General features: G+C 48.2%; 9 protein-coding genes. 4 read left to right on the top strand and 5 right to left on the bottom strand.

What is annotated here, in order from left to right; translation table 11 throughout:
- Positions 1 to 664: 664 nt before the first annotated feature.
- The 5 genes from EEL30_19380 to EEL30_19360 are packed head-to-tail and all read right to left on the bottom strand — an operon-like array spanning position 665 to position 6,926.
- The gene (locus EEL30_19380; protein QDX95827.1) at positions 665 to 2,404 is read right to left on the bottom strand and encodes an ABC transporter ATP-binding protein; all 1,740 of its coding nucleotides are present in this window, start codon (positions 2,402 to 2,404) and stop codon (positions 665 to 667) included.
- Complete coding sequence (locus EEL30_19375) at positions 2,404 to 4,215, bottom strand: ABC transporter ATP-binding protein (GenBank protein QDX94253.1); 1,812 nt, start codon at positions 4,213 to 4,215, stop codon at positions 2,404 to 2,406. The genes EEL30_19380 and EEL30_19375 overlap by 1 nt, the downstream gene beginning before the upstream one ends.
- Positions 4,205 to 5,650, bottom strand: coding sequence for an ATP-binding cassette domain-containing protein (locus tag EEL30_19370; GenBank protein ID QDX94252.1), 1,446 nt, complete (start codon positions 5,648 to 5,650; stop codon positions 4,205 to 4,207). The genes EEL30_19375 and EEL30_19370 overlap by 11 nt, the downstream gene beginning before the upstream one ends.
- A complete protein-coding gene (locus EEL30_19365; GenBank protein ID QDX94251.1) occupies positions 5,647 to 6,327 on the bottom strand; it encodes an energy-coupling factor transporter transmembrane protein EcfT in 681 nt (226 codons plus the stop codon). Before EEL30_19365 ends, EEL30_19370 begins: the two co-directional genes overlap by 4 nt.
- Complete coding sequence (locus tag EEL30_19360; GenBank protein ID QDX94250.1) at positions 6,324 to 6,926, bottom strand: Trep_Strep domain-containing protein; 603 nt, start codon at positions 6,924 to 6,926, stop codon at positions 6,324 to 6,326. The genes EEL30_19365 and EEL30_19360 overlap by 4 nt, the downstream gene beginning before the upstream one ends.
- Positions 6,927 to 7,617: 691 nt before the next feature.
- Between EEL30_19360 and EEL30_19355 the strand changes: the two genes are divergently transcribed.
- The 4 genes from EEL30_19355 to EEL30_19340 all read left to right on the top strand — a co-directional run bounded on the left by EEL30_19355 (position 7,618) and on the right by EEL30_19340 (position 21,230).
- On the top strand, positions 7,618 to 8,397 hold the full coding sequence (locus EEL30_19355) for a thioesterase (protein QDX94249.1): 780 nt from the start codon (positions 7,618 to 7,620) through the stop codon (positions 8,395 to 8,397).
- A gap of 498 nt (positions 8,398 to 8,895) precedes the next feature.
- The gene (locus EEL30_19350; protein QDX95826.1) at positions 8,896 to 9,087 is read left to right on the top strand and encodes a hypothetical protein; all 192 of its coding nucleotides are present in this window, start codon (positions 8,896 to 8,898) and stop codon (positions 9,085 to 9,087) included.
- A gap of 27 nt (positions 9,088 to 9,114) precedes the next feature.
- Positions 9,115 to 12,108: a salicylate synthase gene (locus tag EEL30_19345; GenBank protein ID QDX94248.1), complete on the top strand. Its 2,994-nt coding sequence runs from the start codon at positions 9,115 to 9,117 to the stop codon at positions 12,106 to 12,108.
- Positions 12,109 to 12,137: 29 nt separating this feature from the next.
- Positions 12,138 to 21,230 (top strand): amino acid adenylation domain-containing protein, encoded by a 9,093-nt coding sequence (locus EEL30_19340; protein ID QDX94247.1) that lies wholly within the window; start codon positions 12,138 to 12,140, stop codon positions 21,228 to 21,230.
- Positions 21,231 to 21,234 lie beyond the last annotated feature (4 nt).

Raw genomic sequence — 21,234 nt, 5'->3', positions numbered from 1 at the left:
GAATGTTTTACGCCACAAAGCATTCCTTATGGCAACCCCATACATTCAGTTTTCAATGAGCAATCTGTACAAGATTAGTATACCTGTTCTTGTTCGTTATTCAAAGAAGTAGTCGGACAATTAACGTGTCAGAAGACACGCTTTGTCCGAAGCCGAGAACACTCATGATTAAAATCACGAGTGTTCTCGGCTAATTCATAAAACAGTTCTCATAATTATGTTCAATAATAAAAAGGGACTTGAAAATACAAAAATTACTAATAAAGAGTATAAACAGCCGAATTTCAGCCATTTCATTGAAGGGGGGAGGGGATAATGCTTTTTTTAAGAATATTACAATAATAGCAACATAAAAGGAAAAAGCACCTCCTTCGAATCATACTTTGAATACGATTCAGGAGGTACTCCTTATAGGGCAGAAAGTGCATGATCCAGAAGAAGTGAAGTAACAAGAGGGTGCTATCCCTAATTGCAAGATAAAATATATAATCCGGATACATGTACTTTTTTCTGCGAGTGATTTTCTTTTTATTAATCGAGTCAAGTTTTCTAGTCTAATGCTTTTTTTTTCTAACATTTTTCATCTTGATAAAAATGATTCAGGGATAGTGTGTTTTCTTTGCTTGCCAGTAAACGACTCTTACAGGATCAAAGGGTAAAACCGTTATGCAGTAATCCTCCAGCCACTCGTTTTGGTCTGGAGCTCCCATAGCTTGGCGTATAGTCCGTCGTTTTTGATGAGCTCCTCATGCCGCCCCTCTTCGACGATTTTGCCTTTGTCCAGCACGATGATTCTGTCTGCGTTGACAATGGTTTTCAGCCGGTGGGCGATCATGATGACAGTGCGCCCCTTGATCAGGCGGCGGATCGCTCTCTGCATTTCTACCTCGTTTTCCGGATCGAGGGAGGAAGTGGCCTCGTCGAGCAATATAACGGGAGCGTTTTTGAGTATGGCCCGGGCGATGGAGATGCGCTGGCGCTCACCACCAGAGAGGGTGGACCCGCCTTCTCCCACCATGGTGTCATAACCATGGGGCAGCTTCATGATGAAATCATGGCAGCAAGCTTCTTTTGCAGCTTCCTCAATATCCGCTTGTGTGGCGTTCTCCCGCCCATAGCGGATATTATTGCGGATGGTGTCCTGGAACAGATAAACGTCCTGGAATACCATGGAGATTTTTTTCATGAGCTTTTCCGGGTCCATTTCGCGTTCATCACTGCCGCCAAACAGCACTTTCCCGTGCTGAGGGTCGTAAAACCGCGCAATCAGGCGTAGCAGCGTGCTTTTCCCGCTTCCCGAAGGACCGACGATCGCGGTAAGCGTCCCTTCCTTCATTTCCACGGTAACATTGTCCAACACGATGCTTTTGTCATAGCCGAAGGTTACGCTGTCAAAGCGGATATCGTGGTGTTCCGGCGGTTCTTTTTCGCCCCTCATGACAGGCTCATCCAGTAGGCTGACTATGCGTTCGCCCGCCATGGCGTCATATTTGAACGCAGGGAGGCGCATGATGGCAACCGACAGTGGATCAAAAACACGAGTGCCCACCAGCAGAAACATAGCAAACAAAGGGATCGTAATTTCACCACCCAATATGAGATATACTCCCACGATCGTCATCAAGGACACGCCGGTTTGCATAAAGGCCATTGCGACCAAAAAGAATGGACCAAGCACGCCCTCCAGCTTGATGCTTTCCTTCATATAATGAGAAAAAGACTGTTCCAATCTTTTAAAATTCTCACCGCGCAGGTTGTAAGCCTTGATAATTTTCATCCCAAACAGGTATTCCTGCAAACAATTGGCCTGAACGATTTTGGCCTTGGAATGACTCTTGCCGAGTTTTCGTTCCAAACCGGAAACACCCCATAGCAACAGCACAGCTACGGGAAACCCCGCAAGCATGGCCACAGCCATTCGCCAGTCCATAAAAAGCAGACCAAGAAAGGCCAAAATGGGTATAATCGCACCGCTTACAAGTTGCGGTAAAATATTCGTCGCGGCATTTTCTAAATGGATAAAATCATTCATCATCATATGGCCGAGTTCTCCGGGGTCTTTTCTCATGAGGAAGCCTAGAGGGAGCTTGCGCATATGCTCTGCTAGATGTGTCCGTCCATCAGCAGAAGACTCGTACGCACTGCGGTAAGTAGAACGGTAAGACATCCGTTCGCACAGAAACACAAGGACAAGGAATAACACCATGCACCCCCATGCGAGCCATAAGCCTTGCATATTCAAAGATGACTGTTCCTTTGAATAGTATGCGTAAATCATACTCACTGCGGCGGCCATGCACCCGAACGGAAATATATTGACCAAATTGGCCAAGACCGCCCAAAGGATGGGCTTCAACATTTTCTGTGGATCACCCGCAGTAATATTGCGTAGCTGTTTCATTATCACACGAATTCCTCCTTCTCCTGCGAAATGTCGATTTTCCATTCCGCGGAAGATGTGTAGGCGTCCCACATGCTTTTGTATAAACCCCCGTGAGCAAGAAGCTCGCCATGGGTGCCGATATCGTCGATTTTCCCTTCCTTCAATACAATGATCTGATCCGCCTCGCAAATGGTTGTCAAACGATGGGCGATGATCAGCACCGTTTTGTCCTTGATGAGCTCGCGTAACGCAAGCTGCATTTGGTATTCATTTTCCGGATCAGCGTAAGCTGTGGCTTCATCAAGTACAAGAATGGGTGAATTTTTCAAGATGGCTCTTGCGACGGATACCCGCTGTTCCTCACCACCCGACAGATAAACCCCACCCTCGCCGATCCGTGTATCGTAGCCATTTGGCAAACGCTCAATAAACTCATGGCATTGCGCGGCTTTGGCTGCTGCGTGGACTTCCTCTTTTGTTGCAGTCGGCCTGCCCGCCAAAATATTATTATAGAGTGTATCTGAAAACAGAAACGTATCCTGAAACACAAAGGACAGGGTATCCATCAGCTCGTTCATTCTCATGTCGCGGATATCCACGCCGCCAATAGTGATGCTTCCTTTTAGCACGTCCCAAAACCGGGAGATAAGCTGGGCAACGGTGGATTTTCCAGAGCCGGAGGGGCCGACCAGAGCCGTGATTTTTCCCTGAGGTGCAGTAAAGCTGATTTCTTTCAAAACCTCTGCACTGCCCTCACCGCCGTAAGAAAAGGAAACCTCATGGAACCCGATGTCATAAGAGGAAGGTTTTTTGCCGACTTCAGGCTCCTTTATGGTCGTTTCCTTGAATATTTCGTCAATGCGGTTGACCCCTTCGACAATGACATTAAGGGTGGAGGCAAAGCTGTTCAGTTTGAAAATTGGCGTAGAAATACCCGGTGTCAAAACGAGAAAAAACAAGAGCGTTGCGGCAAAGGCCACGTTATGCGGATCTGTGCTGATGAAAAACAGCCCGACAGGCAAAAAGAAAGTCGCCAGCGATAAAATGATGACTTTAAAGGATACATAACCGTTTTGAAAATTGTCCGTATACTTGACGCTGAAATTGCGGTAATGGAGCATGTCATCATGGAATTTCCGAAAAGAATGGACCGTCTGCCCGAAGATTTTGATGGAGGGCATACCCCGCACATACTGGATGGAGGAGGTATTGATGTTTTCCAGCGCGTCAAAATACTCCTTCAGTCCCTCCTTTGCTTTTTTCCCGGCCATCATGGAGTATTGGGAGGCAAATCCGATCAGCATGGGGATGACGCAGGCAAGTGCAAGCCAGATGTTCAATGAAAACATCGTGACAATGATTGCAACGATCATGACGACAGTGTTGATCAGATCGGGCAACTGGTGGGCGATAAACAGCTCGATTTTTTCTACATCTTGCTCAACGATTTTTTTGATTTTCCCCGTGGCATTTTTGTTAAAGTAGCCGAGAGGGAGCGCTCCAATGTGATCCGACAGCTTGACCCTGATGCCGTACAGGATACGAAATGCCGCAATATGCGAGCACATCCCTCCGACATACATGAAGAAATAACCCAGAACCATTCCCGCAATGCCCCAAATGGCCCACCGTAAGACGTACGCGGCGTCCACAGCGGAAATGTCCGAAGCATGTGTTAAAAGCTCAGCCATCACATAGTAGACCGAGACATACGGAACCAGCAACAAAAACACGCTCACGGTAGATAAAATCGCGGACCACACCATAAGCGATTTTTTTTCACCTGCAAGCTCCAACAGCCTTGAGATTCCCTTTTTCTCCTTAGCTTTCAACGGTTCTCACTCCCTTCTGCTGATGCTTCAGCTCAATGATCTGATCGCAGGCGAGTTCGGATAGGATTCTGTCGTGTGTTATGATAACGACGGTTTTGCCAGCTTGTGCAAGTTTTCTTACCCATGCAACAACTTTAAGCACACTGTCGCCGTCAAGTCCGCTGGTAGGCTCATCGAGTATAATTAGCTCCGCATCTGAGCAGTAGGCCGCAGCCATGGTGACCCGCTGCTTTTCTCCGCCGGAAAGGGAGGCAGGGTGCCGATCACGAAGCTCTCCCAGGCCAAAAGATTCCAGTGCTTCATAGGCTTTCAGACGAAGCGAATCATCGACAAGCCTACCCAAAACAATCTCGTTTCCGACGCTGTCCGCATAGAGCTGATAGTCAGCATCCTGCATGACAAGATAGCTGGAGGAGCGTCTTTGGCTTGCCGATAAGCGGATTCCCTGGCTGAAGATCGCTCCTTTGTGCTGGCGTAGAAGACCGCATAAAACTTTGCATAGGGTGGTTTTTCCTGTTCCGTTTTCACCAGTAAGGGCGGTAACGCCTCCTTTTGGGAGCGAGATGTCCAAATCTTTAATTCCGTCGCCGTTTCTTTTGTACTGATAGGTAAGCTTACGGCCTTCCAGCGCAGGGGCGGCTTGAGGTGCTTCTGATGATTGGTTTTCCGGTCGGCTTTTAACCATATCTGGATGTCGCAGACCGTATGGACGTACGTCTTCATAGGCAAGCTGAGAAAATTCCTCTTTTGTCCATGTTCGTGCGATTTTACCTTTTTCCATGCAGACAAAAATATCGGCAACAGGCAAGAGTGGATGCAGTCGATGCTCGCTGATGAAGAGGGTAGTACCGTTCTTCTTTAGCCTGCCGAGGATTTCGATTAGATTTTGTGTGGAGCGATGATCCAGATTGGCAGTGGGCTCGTCAAGAATCAGAAGCGGTGGTGAAAGAACGGATACAGCGGCGATGGCTACACGTTGTTTTTGCCCACTAGACAGCATATGTAACGGGCGGTCAAGCAAGTGGGAAATGTCCAACTCTTTCGCCTGCTTTTCAATCCGATTCATAATTTCTTTCGGTGAGATTCCAAGGTTTTCAGCTGAAAACGCCAGCTCGTCCCGCACGTTTTCCATAAAAAACTGGCTACGAGGATCCTGAAACACAACACCCATCATCCTAGTGCGCTCCTCTGGGCTAAGGGAATCAGGGCTTCTTCCACCAACGTTTACCTGACCAGTAAGGCTCCCGTAATAAAAGCTGGGTGCAAGCCCGTTGATCAGGCGCATGATCGTGCTTTTACCGCAGCCCGAACGGCCACAAAGCACGACACATTGCCCAGCCTCCACGGATAGATTGATTTGCTCCACACCGGTTTCGTTTTCAGCCTCCCCGCCTTCATAGCCATAGCGAAAGGTGACGCCGTTTAACTCAATCACAAGTTCAAACCTCCTGTCCAATAAATCGCCGCTCCGATCAGGGTGTACAGCCCTACCGCCATCCCATCTATGGCCCGAAAGCCTACGGGATGGATAGAGGTTCTGGCGCAGCTGCACTCAATTCCCCGCAGCTCTGCGGACGAGGCCAACTCTGCTGATAGTTTTAGGCATCGAACAATCAGCGGCATAAAAAAACACTCATAGGCCATGGCTGGGTGAATGAGAGGGCTGTACCACTGTGGGAATATGCCCCTGGACCGGATGCCGTCCCGAATTGCTTTCATTTCAAGCAAGACAACGGGGAAGAAGCGGATTAGAATGCAGATCATGATCAGCACAGATTTTGGGACGTATACCTTTTCAAAAGCGCACATGATACTGCTGGGTGTCGAATGCATCAACACAATCCCGATCATGACCATCGGAATCATTCTGGCAAACGTATAGAGAATAATGATTGCTGTTCCTGCGCCATCCGGCAAAATAGATAAAATCGACATTAGAGCTATATATAACAGCACAAAAAAAAGCGCCTTTTTGGGCAGTTTGTTGCAAAGCAAATACAGTGCACATGTAAGCACCATCAAATGTGCTTGCAAAGAATTGCTCACAAGCGTGGAGAGGATGCTTGCCAAAATAAGCACAAATAAATGCGTTTTGGGACCGAGCCTGCTCATACTAACTTTGCCTTTTTCACATGTTTTTTCATCAGCAAATTCCCGATATAGCAACCAGCTAGTCCACCGATAGCGGAGATTGTGCACATAATAAGAATCATGCTTGGCGTATCAAAATAATAAAGCATTGTTTCGAGCTGTTCCGGAGAGTAGCTTTTCTTCAAAATAGCCATGTATTGATCCCGGAAGAAAATAAGCGGTACAACGCCGCAAAGAGACCAACCCACATAAAAAATAGCGTAGCCAACGGCATTGCGGACAGGGTTCTTATAAGAATCGCCTCCCCATAAGATTAGTTCGCAGATAACTCCGATCACAGCTAGCGTAAGCAGATAATGGGCATAACCAAAAGCTACAAAATATAAGCCTGTAATGATGCAAGTAAAAAACAAAACTCCGCGTTTAGCGATTTTATTGGACATGACCATATAAATCGGCCCACTAAACAGCGCAGCGGCTCCTCCTACAACCAAATAAGAAACAACCGTAAAGATCGGACTAATCGTCATAATAATGAGCATCACCACATTAAAAATGGCAAGTGTAATGAAATCACGCATTTTCCATCTGTTTTGGTCGGCTGCTGTCTGTGTTTGCATGTTAAATCCTCCCTGTGTGGTAAATGTAGCCTATCGGCATCCGCCGAGGCGGTGGGACAAGATTTCCGGTACCACCGAATTGCTTTTCCTTTTCCTCCCGTTTCCTGACCTGAGCCTCATTTCAGCCCAAATCGCTTCCTTGACACCAAATCAGATTCTTCTCTATCCCCCTTTTTTAGAAATGCTGGTGAAACGGTTATGTAGCCAGTCTCGCATCCATCCCACCGATGTTGGTATAGGATAACAATATTGATAATGATAATCATAGTCAAAGTAAATTAAAAGTTGAAATCCCTATATTTTGGTATATATTTCTGCTATTTTCGCCAATTATCTCAATGTTTCTTCGTATTTCTTGATTAAAGTGAAGGAATGACTCACTCCTAACACAGTAATGTTCATCGGAAACGACCCCCTCATGTGCTACAAGGCTGGCATAATCTGCAAAAAAATCAATCTGGAGGACCTAGGACGAGATAATTGGAGAAAAACCAGCTAATTTTACAAAAAATAGATCAAAAGAAGATTTTGTAAATTCGCCAATAAATGTGAATATGATTATCATTATCATTATCATTGTTATATTCTCTACGGTCGAAGCAGCGCAGATATTAGTGACGATTGTTCAAGGGCTTGTCAGGGACAAGGTGGATCAAAGCGCCCGACTGATAGAAAGAATGGAGGAGTTACGATGGAAACTGATAAATCAGCCACTCCATGGCTGCTTACTCATCCTGAAGCGAAAGACATCATTCGCCTTTTCTGTTTTCCCTATGCAGGAGGAGGCGCCTCTGCTTACAGAGGATGGACAAATGCTTTTCCTAATGATGTGGGCGTTTACCCCATACAGCTTCCAGGCAGGGAAAACAGGATTACTGAACTGGCTTTGTGTGAAATGGAGGTGCTGGTGGAAGTAATTTCCGAAGCGATTTATCCGTATTTGGATCGCCCGTTTATCTTTTTTGGTCATAGTTTGGGCGCACGAGTCGCTTTTGAGCTGACACGAACGGTTCGAAGAAAATGGAAGCTCCAGCCTTGCCGCCTGATTGTTTCAGGAAGCCGCGCTCCGCACATACCAGAGCCAAAGCAAATGCACCATCTGCCGGATGATCAGTTTGTCAGGGAGCTACGTCGTTTTTCCGGTACACCCGAGGCAATATTGCAAAGCAGGGAACTCATGAATCTGTTCCTCCCAGTTTTGCGCGCAGACTTTACCGCTGATGAAACGTATGTTTATGCAAATGAGGAGCCGCTCGATTGTCCGATTTCTGCATTCGGCGGGACCGTGGATACAGAGGCAAATCGGGAGGAGATTGAAGCATGGGCGCCTTATACAAGCTCTGCTTTTACGCTTGAAATGATTGAGGGGGATCATTTTTTTCTGACGACAAAAAGGGAGTTGCTTTTGCGGTCTGTCGCAAGAATCATTGCACAGCATCGGGAAGTGATGTCAGCAAGAAGGGACAGCTGACGGATAAGAGGCCAACCGGTCTAGATGGAAAAATAAGCAGCAGTCATTGCTATAATTACACGAATAATGGAATGGCAGGAACCAATTTATCCTCGCCTCTGTGGCTAGCGGGCGGCGAGGTGCATATTTGGTTTGCCTTTGCGCAGGCATTTGAAGCTAAAGCAAAGAGCTGGAAGTACTCTTTTCTGGAGTTCGAAAATTGGCAGAACCGAACTGATAGCACTTTCAACAGAAAGCCGGCACTGTGCGGACGGAGTGATCCGGAAGCATTTTCTTTCAATCTGTCGTATTCGCACCATCCTGTGGCGGTTGCATTCTCGCGTTATCGTAGCCTGGGCATTGATGTAGAGCATATTTGGCGCATACCAGACTCAATGAAATCGTGAACTGCTTTCATCCAGACGAAAGAGCAATCAACGTTTATCTTTTTGCGAAAGGCAGCAGGCTTTTTTGAAAATGCAGTACGATAACGAAATGCAAGATTATGATACTAATCGAGTGAAACGAAGAAAAAGTGAGAAATTGGAAGGGAATCCGGCATGTTTTACCAATATAAAGAAAATTTATCGTCCAAAAAGTATTGACAATGATTATCATTATCAATATTGTATTGTTAGACAAACCAACACGATGCATGCAACCAGATTGACAGTACCCTGCATGATCCCGCTTCGGGTGCACAATGATTGACCCGCAGGTATTCAAGAGGAGGACAGAATGAAAGCAACTACAGAATGGTTTGAGGATACTGCAAAAAATTACGAACAACTCGGATTTTGGGAGCCAAAAACGCTTGGGCAGCAATTGCGCATATGGGCTGAACAATACCAGAATCGAGAAGCGCTAGTAGAAGAGGAGAACAGACTCACCTACAGGGAGCTCGACAGTAAGGTTGATGAGCTAGCTTCTGGTTTTTTCCAGATAGGAATCAAGAAGGGAGACAATGTGGCTGTACAGCTTCCGAATCGGATTTCCTTCGTACTCACATGCTTTGCCCTGTTTCGCATTGGCGCTTTGCCGATTCTGGTTTTACCGGCTCATCGAGAGGCTGAACTAGACGGAATTTTTACGCTCGCCAAGCCGGTTGCCTATATAATTCCAACTACGTTTCTTGGCTTTGACTACACAAAAATGGCGGAGCAGCTGGTTAAAAAGCATCCATCTGTCAAATTTATCATGACCGATGGAGACAGTGACATCGGCATTAATCTTGCGGATATCAGCGGGACGCCGGTAGAGCTAGAATCTCCGTCGTACAAAGACACCGCTCTCTTGCTCTTGTCTGGCGGAACGACCGGTACTCCAAAGCTGATTCCAAGAACCCATGCCGATTACGCATACAATGCAAAAGCAGCCGCGACACGCTGCAAGTTGACTCCGCAAAGCGTCTATCTTGCTGTTCTACCGGTTGCGCACAACTTTCCTCTCTGCTGCCCCGGAATCCTTGGCACACTGTCGGCTGGAGGCAAAGTCGTGTTATGTAAAACGACAAGCTGCGATGAAGCTTTTCCCCTTATTGAAAAAGAACGGGTGACCGTCACCGCCCTTGTACCTTCTATTGTCCATGTATGGCTTGAGGTGCTGGAATGGGATACCTCAAACGATCTCTCAAGTCTTGAAGTCCTACAGGTAGGCGGCTCCATGCTAGATGAAAATCTCGCGAAACGGATCATACAGGAAATGAAATGCAAGCTTCAGCAGGTGTTTGGGATGGCGGAGGGACTCATTTGTTGCACATCCCTCGACGATCCTGAGTCTGTCGTAGCCAACTGCCAGGGACGTCCACTCTCCGATGCAGATGAGGTTCGAATTGTTGACGAGCATGGAAATGACGTTGAGGCAGGCGCATACGGAGAACTTCTTGTGCGAGGACCCTATACAATAAGCGGGTACTACAGAGCTTTGGAACAGAACCGCGAGAGTTTTACTCCCGATGGCTTTTACCGTTCTGGCGACAAGGCGAGGATTACTCCGGAGGGAAATTTCCAGATCGGTGGACGGATCAAAGAGCAAATCAACCGTGCGGGCGAAAAAATCATGCCGGCTGAAGTGGAGTCGTACCTTCGTATGCATCTAGATATCAAAGACGCTGCCCTGATTACTCTTCCCGACCAGACGCTTGGTGAGAAAAGCTGCGCATATTTGATTACCGACAATCAGGAAATCAGTCTTGCTGATATTCATGCCTTCTTCCATGAAAAGGGAGTGGCACGTTATAAAATGCCAGATCAAATCGAATTCATCGATTACTGGCCGCTTACCAGCGTTGGCAAAGTCAATAAAGCCAAGCTCAAAGAGTTGGCGACAGCACCAAAGAACAATGCAAAGATGTGCGAGGTCTCCTATCTGGAGGAAATCGTTGCTTTTGAGGGAGATGCTCATTTGGCAGCTTCTCAAATTGTCGAGCAGGGTCTTTTTGAAAACTATCTGCTCTATGAAAACGGAGATGAGTTGTCGTTGGGAATGGGGATTCATGCCCTTGTATCCGTAGATGCCCAATATACAACCTTAGCCTACAATAACCAAACAATCCGCTTTGAAAATAACCTGTTAAGTGAAACGATTGACAAAGCGTTTGCATCCATCCCGCTAAAAAACTGGCGTGCCTATGGAACCGTTAACTTTGGAATGGCCCGCTATTATCAAAATCTGCCACTACTGTCTGAAGACGGTTGCCTTCTCAAGCTGTTTATACCTGAGGTGGAGATACGCTTTACAAAAGGCTCCATCCTGCTCAGAGCACTGAGTGAAGAAAAACGAAATGAATTCGGTGCGTTACTACGGGGGATTCAAGTGAATGGTCTAGACGAAGAGAAAAATGCTCTTGTGCAAAGAGTGGACAGTCACAAGCTGGATGTTCCTGAGGTTAATACGTATGGTGCTGAAGCCTATGTGCAAGGAGTAGCGGACGCCGTGCGAGAGATTAAGGAGCGCAAATATCACAAAGTGATCTTATCCAGAAAAATTCCGATTCACCAAGAGCTTGATATGGTGGCTAGCTATATCGCAGGCAGAAGAGTCAACACTCCTGCTCGTTCTTTTTTGCTTAGCCTCGATGGTCTGAGCGTGGCTGGCTTCAGTCCGGAAACAGTTGTTGAGGTCGATGGCAATGGATGGGTAAGTACCTTTCCGCTTGCAGGAACACGGTCGAGCGGATGCAACGAGGACGAGGGGTACAGGCTCAAGGATGAGCTCTTGAATGACCCAAAGGAAATTGCTGAGCATGCTGTATCCGTAAAACTGGCCTTTGAAGAGCTAAAAAGTGTCTGCGATTCTACGACGATCTTCTTGAGCGATTTCATGTCTGTTGCCAGCCGGGGAACAGTTCAGCATATTGCCTCAAGACTAAAAGGGAAACTAAAGCCGGACTTCAACTCATGGGATGCGTTTCGTGCGCTGTTCCCTGCTGTCACTGCTTCTGGTATTCCAAAAAAAGAATCGATCGATGCCATAGGCAGACTCGAGTCTGAGCCGAGAAATCTCTACAGTGGCTGCGTCATGACCTTTGACAGTGATGGTGCAATGGACGCTGCCCTGGTGCTACGAACAATATATCAACAAAACAACAGTGCATGGCTACATGCCGGAGCAGGCGTGGTAGAGATGTCTTTACCAACCAGAGAGCTGGAAGAAACGCGTGAAAAATTGAGCAGTTTTTCCAGGCAGCTGGTTATCTCCAGCCGTGAAGGAGAAAAAGTAAAACTAGTATAGGGGCATTGCCTGGAAAGGTGGTAACTGTAATGAAACATCTGCTAAATGACAACCAATCCGCAAGCCCCGTCTCCTCATTGAGCTATGAAGAGGTGCGGGGGCAGATTCAGGCCATGCTGCCTGCACCTGTCGAGTTTGCTGATGATCAGAATCTGATCGAGCTGGGCTTGGATTCGTTGCAAATGATGAGGATGGTCAACAAATGGCGAAAGGAAGGCGTGAAGGCTACGTTTGCCGAGCTAATTGTTGCCCCTCGCTTGAGTGATTGGTGGACGTTCTTGCAAAAAAACAGTCCAGAGCCTTCGCTAGTGGAGGAAAATAATATAGCAAGCCAAGCACAAGAGGACGCGAATAGTCCCTTTCCGCTTACGGATGTGCAATATGCCTATTGGATTGGACGTCGAGATGATCAACCGCTGGGCGGAGTTGGATGCCATGCCTATCTGGAGATTGATGGCAAGGGCGTGGAGCAAGGGCGTCTAGAAGCCGCGTGGGGACAGTTACTAATGCACCATCCGATGCTTCGGGCAAGATTTCTGGCTGATGGACAGCAAGAGGTGCTGAGCACTCCTTTTACAAAAACGGTGCCCGTTCATGACTTGCGTTTAAATTCTGAGGACGAGCTGACCCAAAAGCTGGAGAGCATACGCACCCGGCTGTCACATCGTCGTCTGAAGGTGGAAGAGGGAGAGGTAGCTGGTTTGGAGCTGAGCTTGTTGCCGGCTGGCCGTACCAGACTCCATTTTGATATTGATTTGCTTGTCGCTGACGTGCAAAGCTTGCACATTCTTTTACGAGATCTGGCAGCAGCTTATGCACGTGGTTGCCAGCCAACAGCACCTGTTCACTGGAGCTTTGCCAACTATCTCAAACATGAGACACAACATCGGGTCTCAGACAGACAAAAAGCCGCTCATTATTGGCAGGACAAGCTGTCAACGCTACCAGGTGCTCCTGGCTTGCCGCTGAAGGAAAAGCCGGAAATGATTAAGGCCCCTGTTTTTACAAGAAGGAATTATTTCGTGAAAGAAGCGGATTGGATGCTTTTGCAAAAACGATCCGCAGCTCAAAGGGTCACGCCGGCGATGGTACTGTTAACGGCATATGCGGAAATTCTTGACCGATGGAGCACCCATTCGCAGTTCCTCATCAATATCCCATTGTTTGATCGCCAAACGGGGGACGCTGGCATTGAAGATGTTGTTGCTGATTTTACCAACCTGCTCTTGCTTGCCGTTGATTTGCGTAACCCTCAAACTTTTCTGGATCGTGTGCGAATGGTCCAAGCACAGTTTCATCAGGATGTCGCACATGCAGCTTATTCCGGGGTACAGCTTCAACGTGATCTGGCGTGTGTCCGCCAAGGAGAGCGGGATTTTGCCCCTGTTGTTTTCGCATGCAATTTAGGTACTCCGCTGATCAATGAGGAATGCCGTCAGACTTTAGGACAGCTCTCCTATATGATCTCGCAAACTCCTCAGGTATGGCTTGATTTTCAGTCTTATGAAATGGATGGTGGCCTATTGCTGGCGTGGGATTCCGTCGATCAGCTGTTCCCGGACGGTATGATCGACCAAATGTTTGCCGCCTTTGGCCAACTCATGGACTGGCTAGTGGCCCAGGACAATGACTGGCAAGCTACACCGGAGCTTCTTCCTACTCTGGAGCAGCAAAGACAGAACAAGGATGACGAATCGTCACTTCCACAACCGAGTCAATGCCTGCATAGCGCATTCTTTGCTTATGCTGCTACAAATCCGCAAGAAACGGCGCTGATTGATAGTCATACACATACTTATATTTCGTATGGCGAACTATCTAGGTACTCGTTGCAGGTGGCGGCATTCCTTAAGGAACAGGGAATAAAAAAGGGTGACCCTGTTGCCGTCAGCATGCCGCGGGGGATCGAACAAATCGCCGCGGTGCTTGGCATAGTTGTACTTGGGGGCTGCTATGTCCCGATCGGCACCGGACAGCCGGCTACCCGGCGCGAGCGAATCCATAAAAAAGCGGGCATTCGTTACGTGCTTACCGATGATGAATGTGCTCAAACCTTAGATTGGCCTGACGACGCCGTTGTCTTGTCGATCGCAGATGTACAGAACATAGTTCCCTTGACTGAACCTGTATCCATTTCTTGGGATAGTCTCGCTTATATCATCTTTACTTCGGGTTCCACGGGTGAACCAAAAGGGGTTGAAATCAGCCATTCCGGAGCATGGAATACCATCGCTGACATCAATAGGCGCTATCAGGTTGGTCCAGCTGATCGGATCTTATCGGTTTCCTCTCTCGATTTTGATCTTTCTGTTTATGACATATTCGGATTGCTGAGCGTTGGCGGCTCTCTTGTGCTGATTACCGAAGAGACACGTCGTGATGCTGTACATTGGGTAAAGCTGGTTGACAAGTATCAGGTCACACTATGGAACTCCGTGCCAGTACTGCTCGATATGCTGCTGATTGCTGCGGAGAGCGGACAGTACGACAGTTTATCGATTCGCCAGACGATGCTTTCTGGGGATTGGATTGGCCTTGATTTGCCGTCACGTCTAAAACGTGTGGCCGCACACAGCCAGCTGGTTGCGATGGGGGGAGCCACAGAGGCTTCCATCTGGTCTAATTTCTTTGATGTTACATTACCTCTACCTTCACATTGGACATCGATTCCTTATGGACGCCCGCTAACCAACCAGGCTTATCGGGTTGTGGATGGAAAAGGAAGGGATTGCCCCGACTGGGTAGCGGGCGAACTATGGATTGGAGGAGCTGGTGTCGCACTAGGCTATCGGGGTGATCCGGTGCTTACCGCAGAACGTTTTGTCAATTGGAATGGTTCCCGTTGGTATCGAACCGGTGATCTGGGGAGATATTGGCCTGATGGCACAATTGAATTTCTCGGGCGTCAGGATTTTCAGGTCAAAATCAGAGGACACCGCATTGAGCTAGGCGAGATCGAAACGGCAATGAAGCAGCATCCGGGTGTACGTGATGCAGTCGTCACCGCTGTAGGCGATTCGCGGGAAAACAAGCATCTGATCGGCTATGTGGTTCCTGAACGTGAAAACGAATCATTCCTGTATGACAGCGTAAGCGCTGATCTGAAACAGAGCGAAGTGCTCTGGGATGCCCTGATGAAGGCGGGACGCGGACAGGAGCGACCCGATGAGATCAGTCCGGAAGATTTTCCTGTGTTTTGGGCATATATAGAGCGTCTTGGCGTTCGTTATATTTGCCGTGCGCTGAAACAAGCAGGGGTAGATTTGCAGCAAAACCAAAGCTACACGCTCGATGCCCTGATGCAGTGTTGCAGTATTCAGCCGCGTTACCGCGAGTTGATCCGACAGTGGCTTCAGATATTAGCTGACGAAGGATTTGCCAGAATAGACGCATCGGATACATTTGTTATCGTTCGCACGATACCGGAAGAATTGCTCGAAAAGCCGCTGGAAAGCAAGGCGCCTCCTGCATGGGAGCAGCATGCACAAGCACTATTGCGCTATTTGCAGCAAATGGACGACGCCAATGTCGCGCTTTTGACAGGAGAGCTTGACCCGCTGGCCTATTTCTTTTCAGATGAGCTATGTTTGACTCCAAATGATCTGATGCAAGCACTCCCTGGCACAATGCACAGAGACAGTATTGCGCGGTCCATCATCGAAGGTCTCCAACATGGTCTGCAAGCCAAATCGGAACCGTTGCGCATCCTGGAAATCGGCGCGAGGAGCGGAGCGCTAACCGAGTCATTACTACCTTTACTGAGCTCTGATGAGACTCTTTATACGTGCACGGACAACTCGACCTTCTTTATGAATGCGGCTAAAACCAGATTCAAAGAGTATCCGTTTGTGCACTACCAGTTGTTGGATATCGACCAGAATCCACTGGCTCAAGGCTATGATGCACACCACTATGACGTTATTATCGCTGCGGATTCCCTGCATCGTGCGCGGAATATCGGAACGGCTCTTTTACATATGCAATCCCTTCTCGCCCCTGGAGGCTTGCTGATTTTGCTGGAAATGACTCGTAATAGCCGTTTGCAGCAAGTAAGTACAGGGTTCCTTGAAGACGGATTTATCTATTTTGAAGACGAAAGACATGCAGAACAGCGTCCGCTCCTATCGGTTGAAAAGTGGCAACAATTATTGCAGTCGCAAACATTCGCGCAAGTTGCTTCCTTCCCGGAGCAGGATGATCCGGCCAGTGTTTTTGGTCAGCATGTAATCGTTGCGCAGGCACCGCATCAGGTTACACAATTCAATCCGGTTAAGCTATCTGGTTTTTTAAACCAAAAGTTGCCTGATTACATGGTTCCGTCTGCTTTCATCCTACTGAGTGAAATGCCACTCACTTCTAATGGTAAGGTGGATCGGCAAGCACTGCCGACTCCTGACAAGCTGATCAAGGCAAAAGAGGAAAAAGCCTATACAGCTCCGAGGACGCCGATCGAAACAGCTCTTGCGGCGATCTGGTGCCAGCTTTTTGGAATGGAACGTGTAGGTATTGCTGATAACTATTTTGAATTGGGCGGCGATTCGCTCTTGGCTACCAGACTAAGTGCGCTGGTACGTAGCAAGTTTGAGGTGGAGCTGTCATTGGGCCGGATTTTTGAAAAGCCTACCATTGCAGGGATGGCTGAGCAAGTCCAGACGCTTATGGAACAGAAAGGGAAGTATGACGAGCCTACGGAAAGCTTGCCTCAAATCATACCGGCTTTACAGGATCGGAACCAGCCTTTCCCAATGACCGATATCCAGCAAGCGTACTGGGTCGGTCGAAGTGGCCTTTATGCATTGGGCAATGTCTCCACCCATTGCTATTTCGAGATTGAAGGACAGAATTTAGATCTTGAGCGGATCAACCGTGCCTGGCAGCGACTTATTGATCACCACGAAATGATGCGGGCGGTCATCATGCCGGATGGCTGGCGCCAGCGAATTTTGGAGAATGTTCCTGATTATCAGATTAATGTCAATGATTTGCGAGGCAAGGCTCCTGAAGAGGTCGAGTCCGAATTGAAACGGATTCGGGAAGAGATGTCACACCAGGTGCTATCTACAGACGTGTGGCCTTTGTTTGACGTACGGGCATCCCGCTTTGGAGAAGAGCACGTTCGCCTTCATATCAGCTTTGATAACCTGATTTTTGACGGGTGGAGCATGTTCCATCTCCTGAGCGAATGGACTAGGCTCTATCATGAGCCGGATGCACCATTGGCTACACTAGACCTGTCATTCCGCGATTATGTTCTTGCCTTGGAAGAGCTTAAAGCATCTGAGCTGTATCAACGCGATCTCGACTATTGGATTACCCGTTTGCCAGAATTGCCCCCTGCTCCACAGCTACCTTTGGCTCAAAATCCAGAGTCTCTTTCCGAACAACAATTCAGTCGTTTGGAAGCAAGGTTGTCTAAACAAACATGGCAGAAGCTTAAAAAACGGACGGCGGAGGTTGGGCTTACGCCATCGGGAATTCTGCTGACAGCTTATGCTGAAACGCTTGGTGCTTGGAGTAAGAGCTCCCGCTTTACCATTAACCTGACACAATTTAACCGACTGCCTCTGCACGCACAAGTCAATGATATCGTAGGGGATTTCACCACGTTGACCTTGCTAGCTGTGGAGCTTTCGGAAGGAAAGACAATGCTGGAACGGGGCCGGAATTTGCAGCAACAGCTTTGGAGAGATTTGGATCACCCTTATGTTGGGGGTGTCCAGGTGCAACGCGAATTGTCTAAACAAACTGGGGAGCATCATGGTGTGACGATGCCGGTTGTCTTTACGAGCGCACTAGGTGTCGACCAGTGGAGCGGAACCGAATCCGACGGAAAGTGGCTGGGCAAGCTCGTGTATAACATTACACAAACACCGCAAGTATGGCTGGACCATCAAGTGGTGGAGCAAGACGAGGAACTGCTCTTGATTTGGGATGCGGTCGAAGGGCTTTTCCCTGAGGGAATGCTTGCCGACATGTTTAGTGCCTATTGCCAATTGCTACAGCGACTGACCGATGATGATGCAGTATGGAAGAAAGAGATGCCTAGCCTTATAGCTGTCCCACGTCTAGAAGCAAGGACTGAGGCCAACGATACAGAAGTACCTGTATCTTCAGAAACGCTTACAAGATTATTTACAAAACAAGCTGTTCAGCAATCGAATCATCCAGCCATCATTTCTACTAATCGAACATTGACCTATGAAGAGCTGTCTCTCTCTGCTGATGAAATAGGCAATTTGTTGCGGAAAATGGGAGCCAAGCCCAATACACTGGTTGCCGTCGTAATGGAGAAAGGCTGGGAGCAGGTTGTGGCAACGCTTGGAATTCTGAAGTCCGGAGCAGCTTATCTGCCGATCGATCCAGCGCATCCTGAAGCGCGCCGTTCACAGCTTCTGCGTGACGGGCAAATCCGCATCGTACTTACTCAGTCTTGGCTGGACGAGCAATTGAACTGGCCTGAGAATGTTGAACGACTGATAGTAGATCAGATGACAGCAAGGGATGAGGCAATGAGCTTACTGCCGCTTGCAGAGCAGCTGGATGATTTGGCCTACGTGATTTACACCTCAGGGTCAACAGGCTTGCCAAAAGGGGTTATGATCGACCATCGAGGAGCTGTTAACACCATTGAAGATGTGAACCAACGTTTTTCTGTAGGACCAAAAGACCGGGTACTGGCCCTCTCCAATCTGAATTTTGATCTATCGGTGTATGACATTTTCGGCATGCTTGCAGCAGGTGGAACGATCATCATGCCGGAGGCGGATAAAGCAAAAGATCCTGCTCACTGGATTGAATGGATGAAGCAGGAGCAAGTGACGGTTTGGAACACGGTTCCGGCACTGATGCAGATGCTGATCGAGTACGCTTCTGGACGAAACCTAGAACTACCACAATCTCTGCGTCTGGTCCTGTTGAGCGGTGACTGGATTCCATTGGATTTGCCGGACAAGATCAAGGCTTATTTTCCGAATGTACAGGTGATCGGTTTGGGAGGAGCCACGGAGGCGTCGATCTGGTCGAACCTGTATCCGATCGAAGACATTGACCCGAGTTGGAAGAGCATTCCGTATGGTCGCCCGATGGTCAATCAGCGCTTCTACGTGCTTAACGAATGGATGGAAGATTGTCCCGTATGGGTGCCGGGGCAGCTTTATATCGGTGGAATTGGCCTTGCTAAAGGCTACTGGCAAGATGAAAGCAAGACCAATGACAAGTTTATCCTGCATCCTCGAACAGGTGAACGTCTCTATCATACAGGCGATTTGGGCCGTTACTTGCCGGACGGCAATCTGGAGTTTCTCGGTCGAGAAGACTTTCAGGTGAAAATTCGTGGCCATCGGATTGAACTAGGAGAGGTTGAAACGGCACTGAAGCGTCATGATGGGATAAAGAACGCTGTCGTTGCAGTGCCGGACGAATCAAGCGAGGAGAAGCGCTTGGTGGGGTATGTGGTGCTTGACCAGCAAATGGGAGCTGAGCTGTTGGAAACCGAGCAGGTAGATCCGTCTGTTTGCGCATCACGCTGGCAGGCAATTAGCAGTGCCGGTCAGCTACAGGCATCTAAACTTCCTGCTTCCGTCGATGCTGACGCAATCACAAAGTTCCTCCATGAAGCAGATCGTGTAAGCACTGCCTACATGTGCCGCACGCTGGATGCCATGGGGATGTTCTCGGATGAAGGTGGGAGCTATTCCCTTGATGAGCTGATGCAACGTTTTCAGATTCATCCTCGTTACAAGACCTTACTTCTTCACTGGCTGGATGTACTTGTGGAAGAAGGGATACTCGAAAAAAATGAGGGCGGTATATACCGGAATCTTCGTTTGCTAAGCGAAGAACTGCCTACATTCACACAGGAAGGCATACTATCGGTTTCATCTGGGGGTTCGGAAGCGGTACAGGCTCTTGAAGACGGTTTTTTACGAGACTATCCACTGTTTATCAGTTTATTAACAGGCAAGCTTGATCCACTTGAGCTTTTCTTTGCGGAAGATGCTTCTTTGACACCGGCAGGCTTGAGCAGGTTTGACTTTACGCGGGAGTATTACAGCAATCTTGCTAAAGAGGTGTTCGGCACTTTAGTGAGCAGCTATCCACCTGATAAAGAGTTGCGGGTGCTAGAGATCGGCACACGGGCCGGTAATTTGACACAAACGCTTGTGTCCGCTTTACCTGCGGATCGTGCCCGATACATATATGCCGACGAGTCCTCCTTTTTTACAGACAGGGCAAGGCAGGCATGGGGAGAGAAGGCACCGCTTGAATACGGTCTGTTTGACATGAATACAGCGCCGCTTTGGCAAGGCTATGAGCCGCATTATTTCGATGTGATTGTTGCGGATAATACTCTGCACCGCACCCGAAATCTGAACATGACACTTGAGTACCTGAAAGGAATGCTGGCACCCGGTGGAGTTCTGTTTCTGGTAGAGTCAACTCGGAACAGCCGCCTTATGCTGACCACTGTCGGGTTTTTCGAAGATGGATTCAGTCATCTAGAGGATGAGCGGAAGGCGAATTATCTTCCTTTACTAGCGGCAGATCAATGGTGCGAGGTATTGGAAAAACAGGGCTTTTCAAACGTGCTGGCATTCCCGCAAAACGGTCAGGTCGCAGAAAAATTCGACCGGCACCTAATCGTGGCACAAGCACCTGAAACGGTTAGGGTGTTTAGACCGGAAAAATTGTCCGATGCCATGCAGAAAATGCTACCTGATTACATGGTGCCAACCGAGTATGTGCTGCTTGATAAGCTACCTCTTTCGGCCAATGGGAAAGTAGACCGTAAGGCACTTGCGAAACTCGGAGGGAAGAGGGAGAGCTTGCCGAAAAAAGCGCATGTCGCACCTTCCACCGAGACAGAAATCAAAATAGCGAGTGTTTGGGAAGAGGTGCTTCATTGTAACTCTATCGGAATACATGACGGTTTCTTTGCACGGGGCGGGGATTCGTTACGTGCCATTCAATGCATCAATCTCCTGAAAGAGCGATATCAGATTGAATTGTCTATGCAAAGTCTTTTTGAGTATTCCACGATTTGCATGCTTGCCGGGTTCATCGACACGAGTGCTTCAGCAACAGAACAGCTTGAAGCAAATTATGACGAGGGAACCATTTGATTAA

This window comes from Brevibacillus laterosporus (assembly GCA_007833815.1).
GTDB lineage: Bacteria > Bacillota > Bacilli > Brevibacillales > Brevibacillaceae > Brevibacillus_B > Brevibacillus_B laterosporus_D.
Note: the sequence above shows the minus strand (reverse complement) of the source record. Positions and strands in the feature narration are given on the sequence as shown.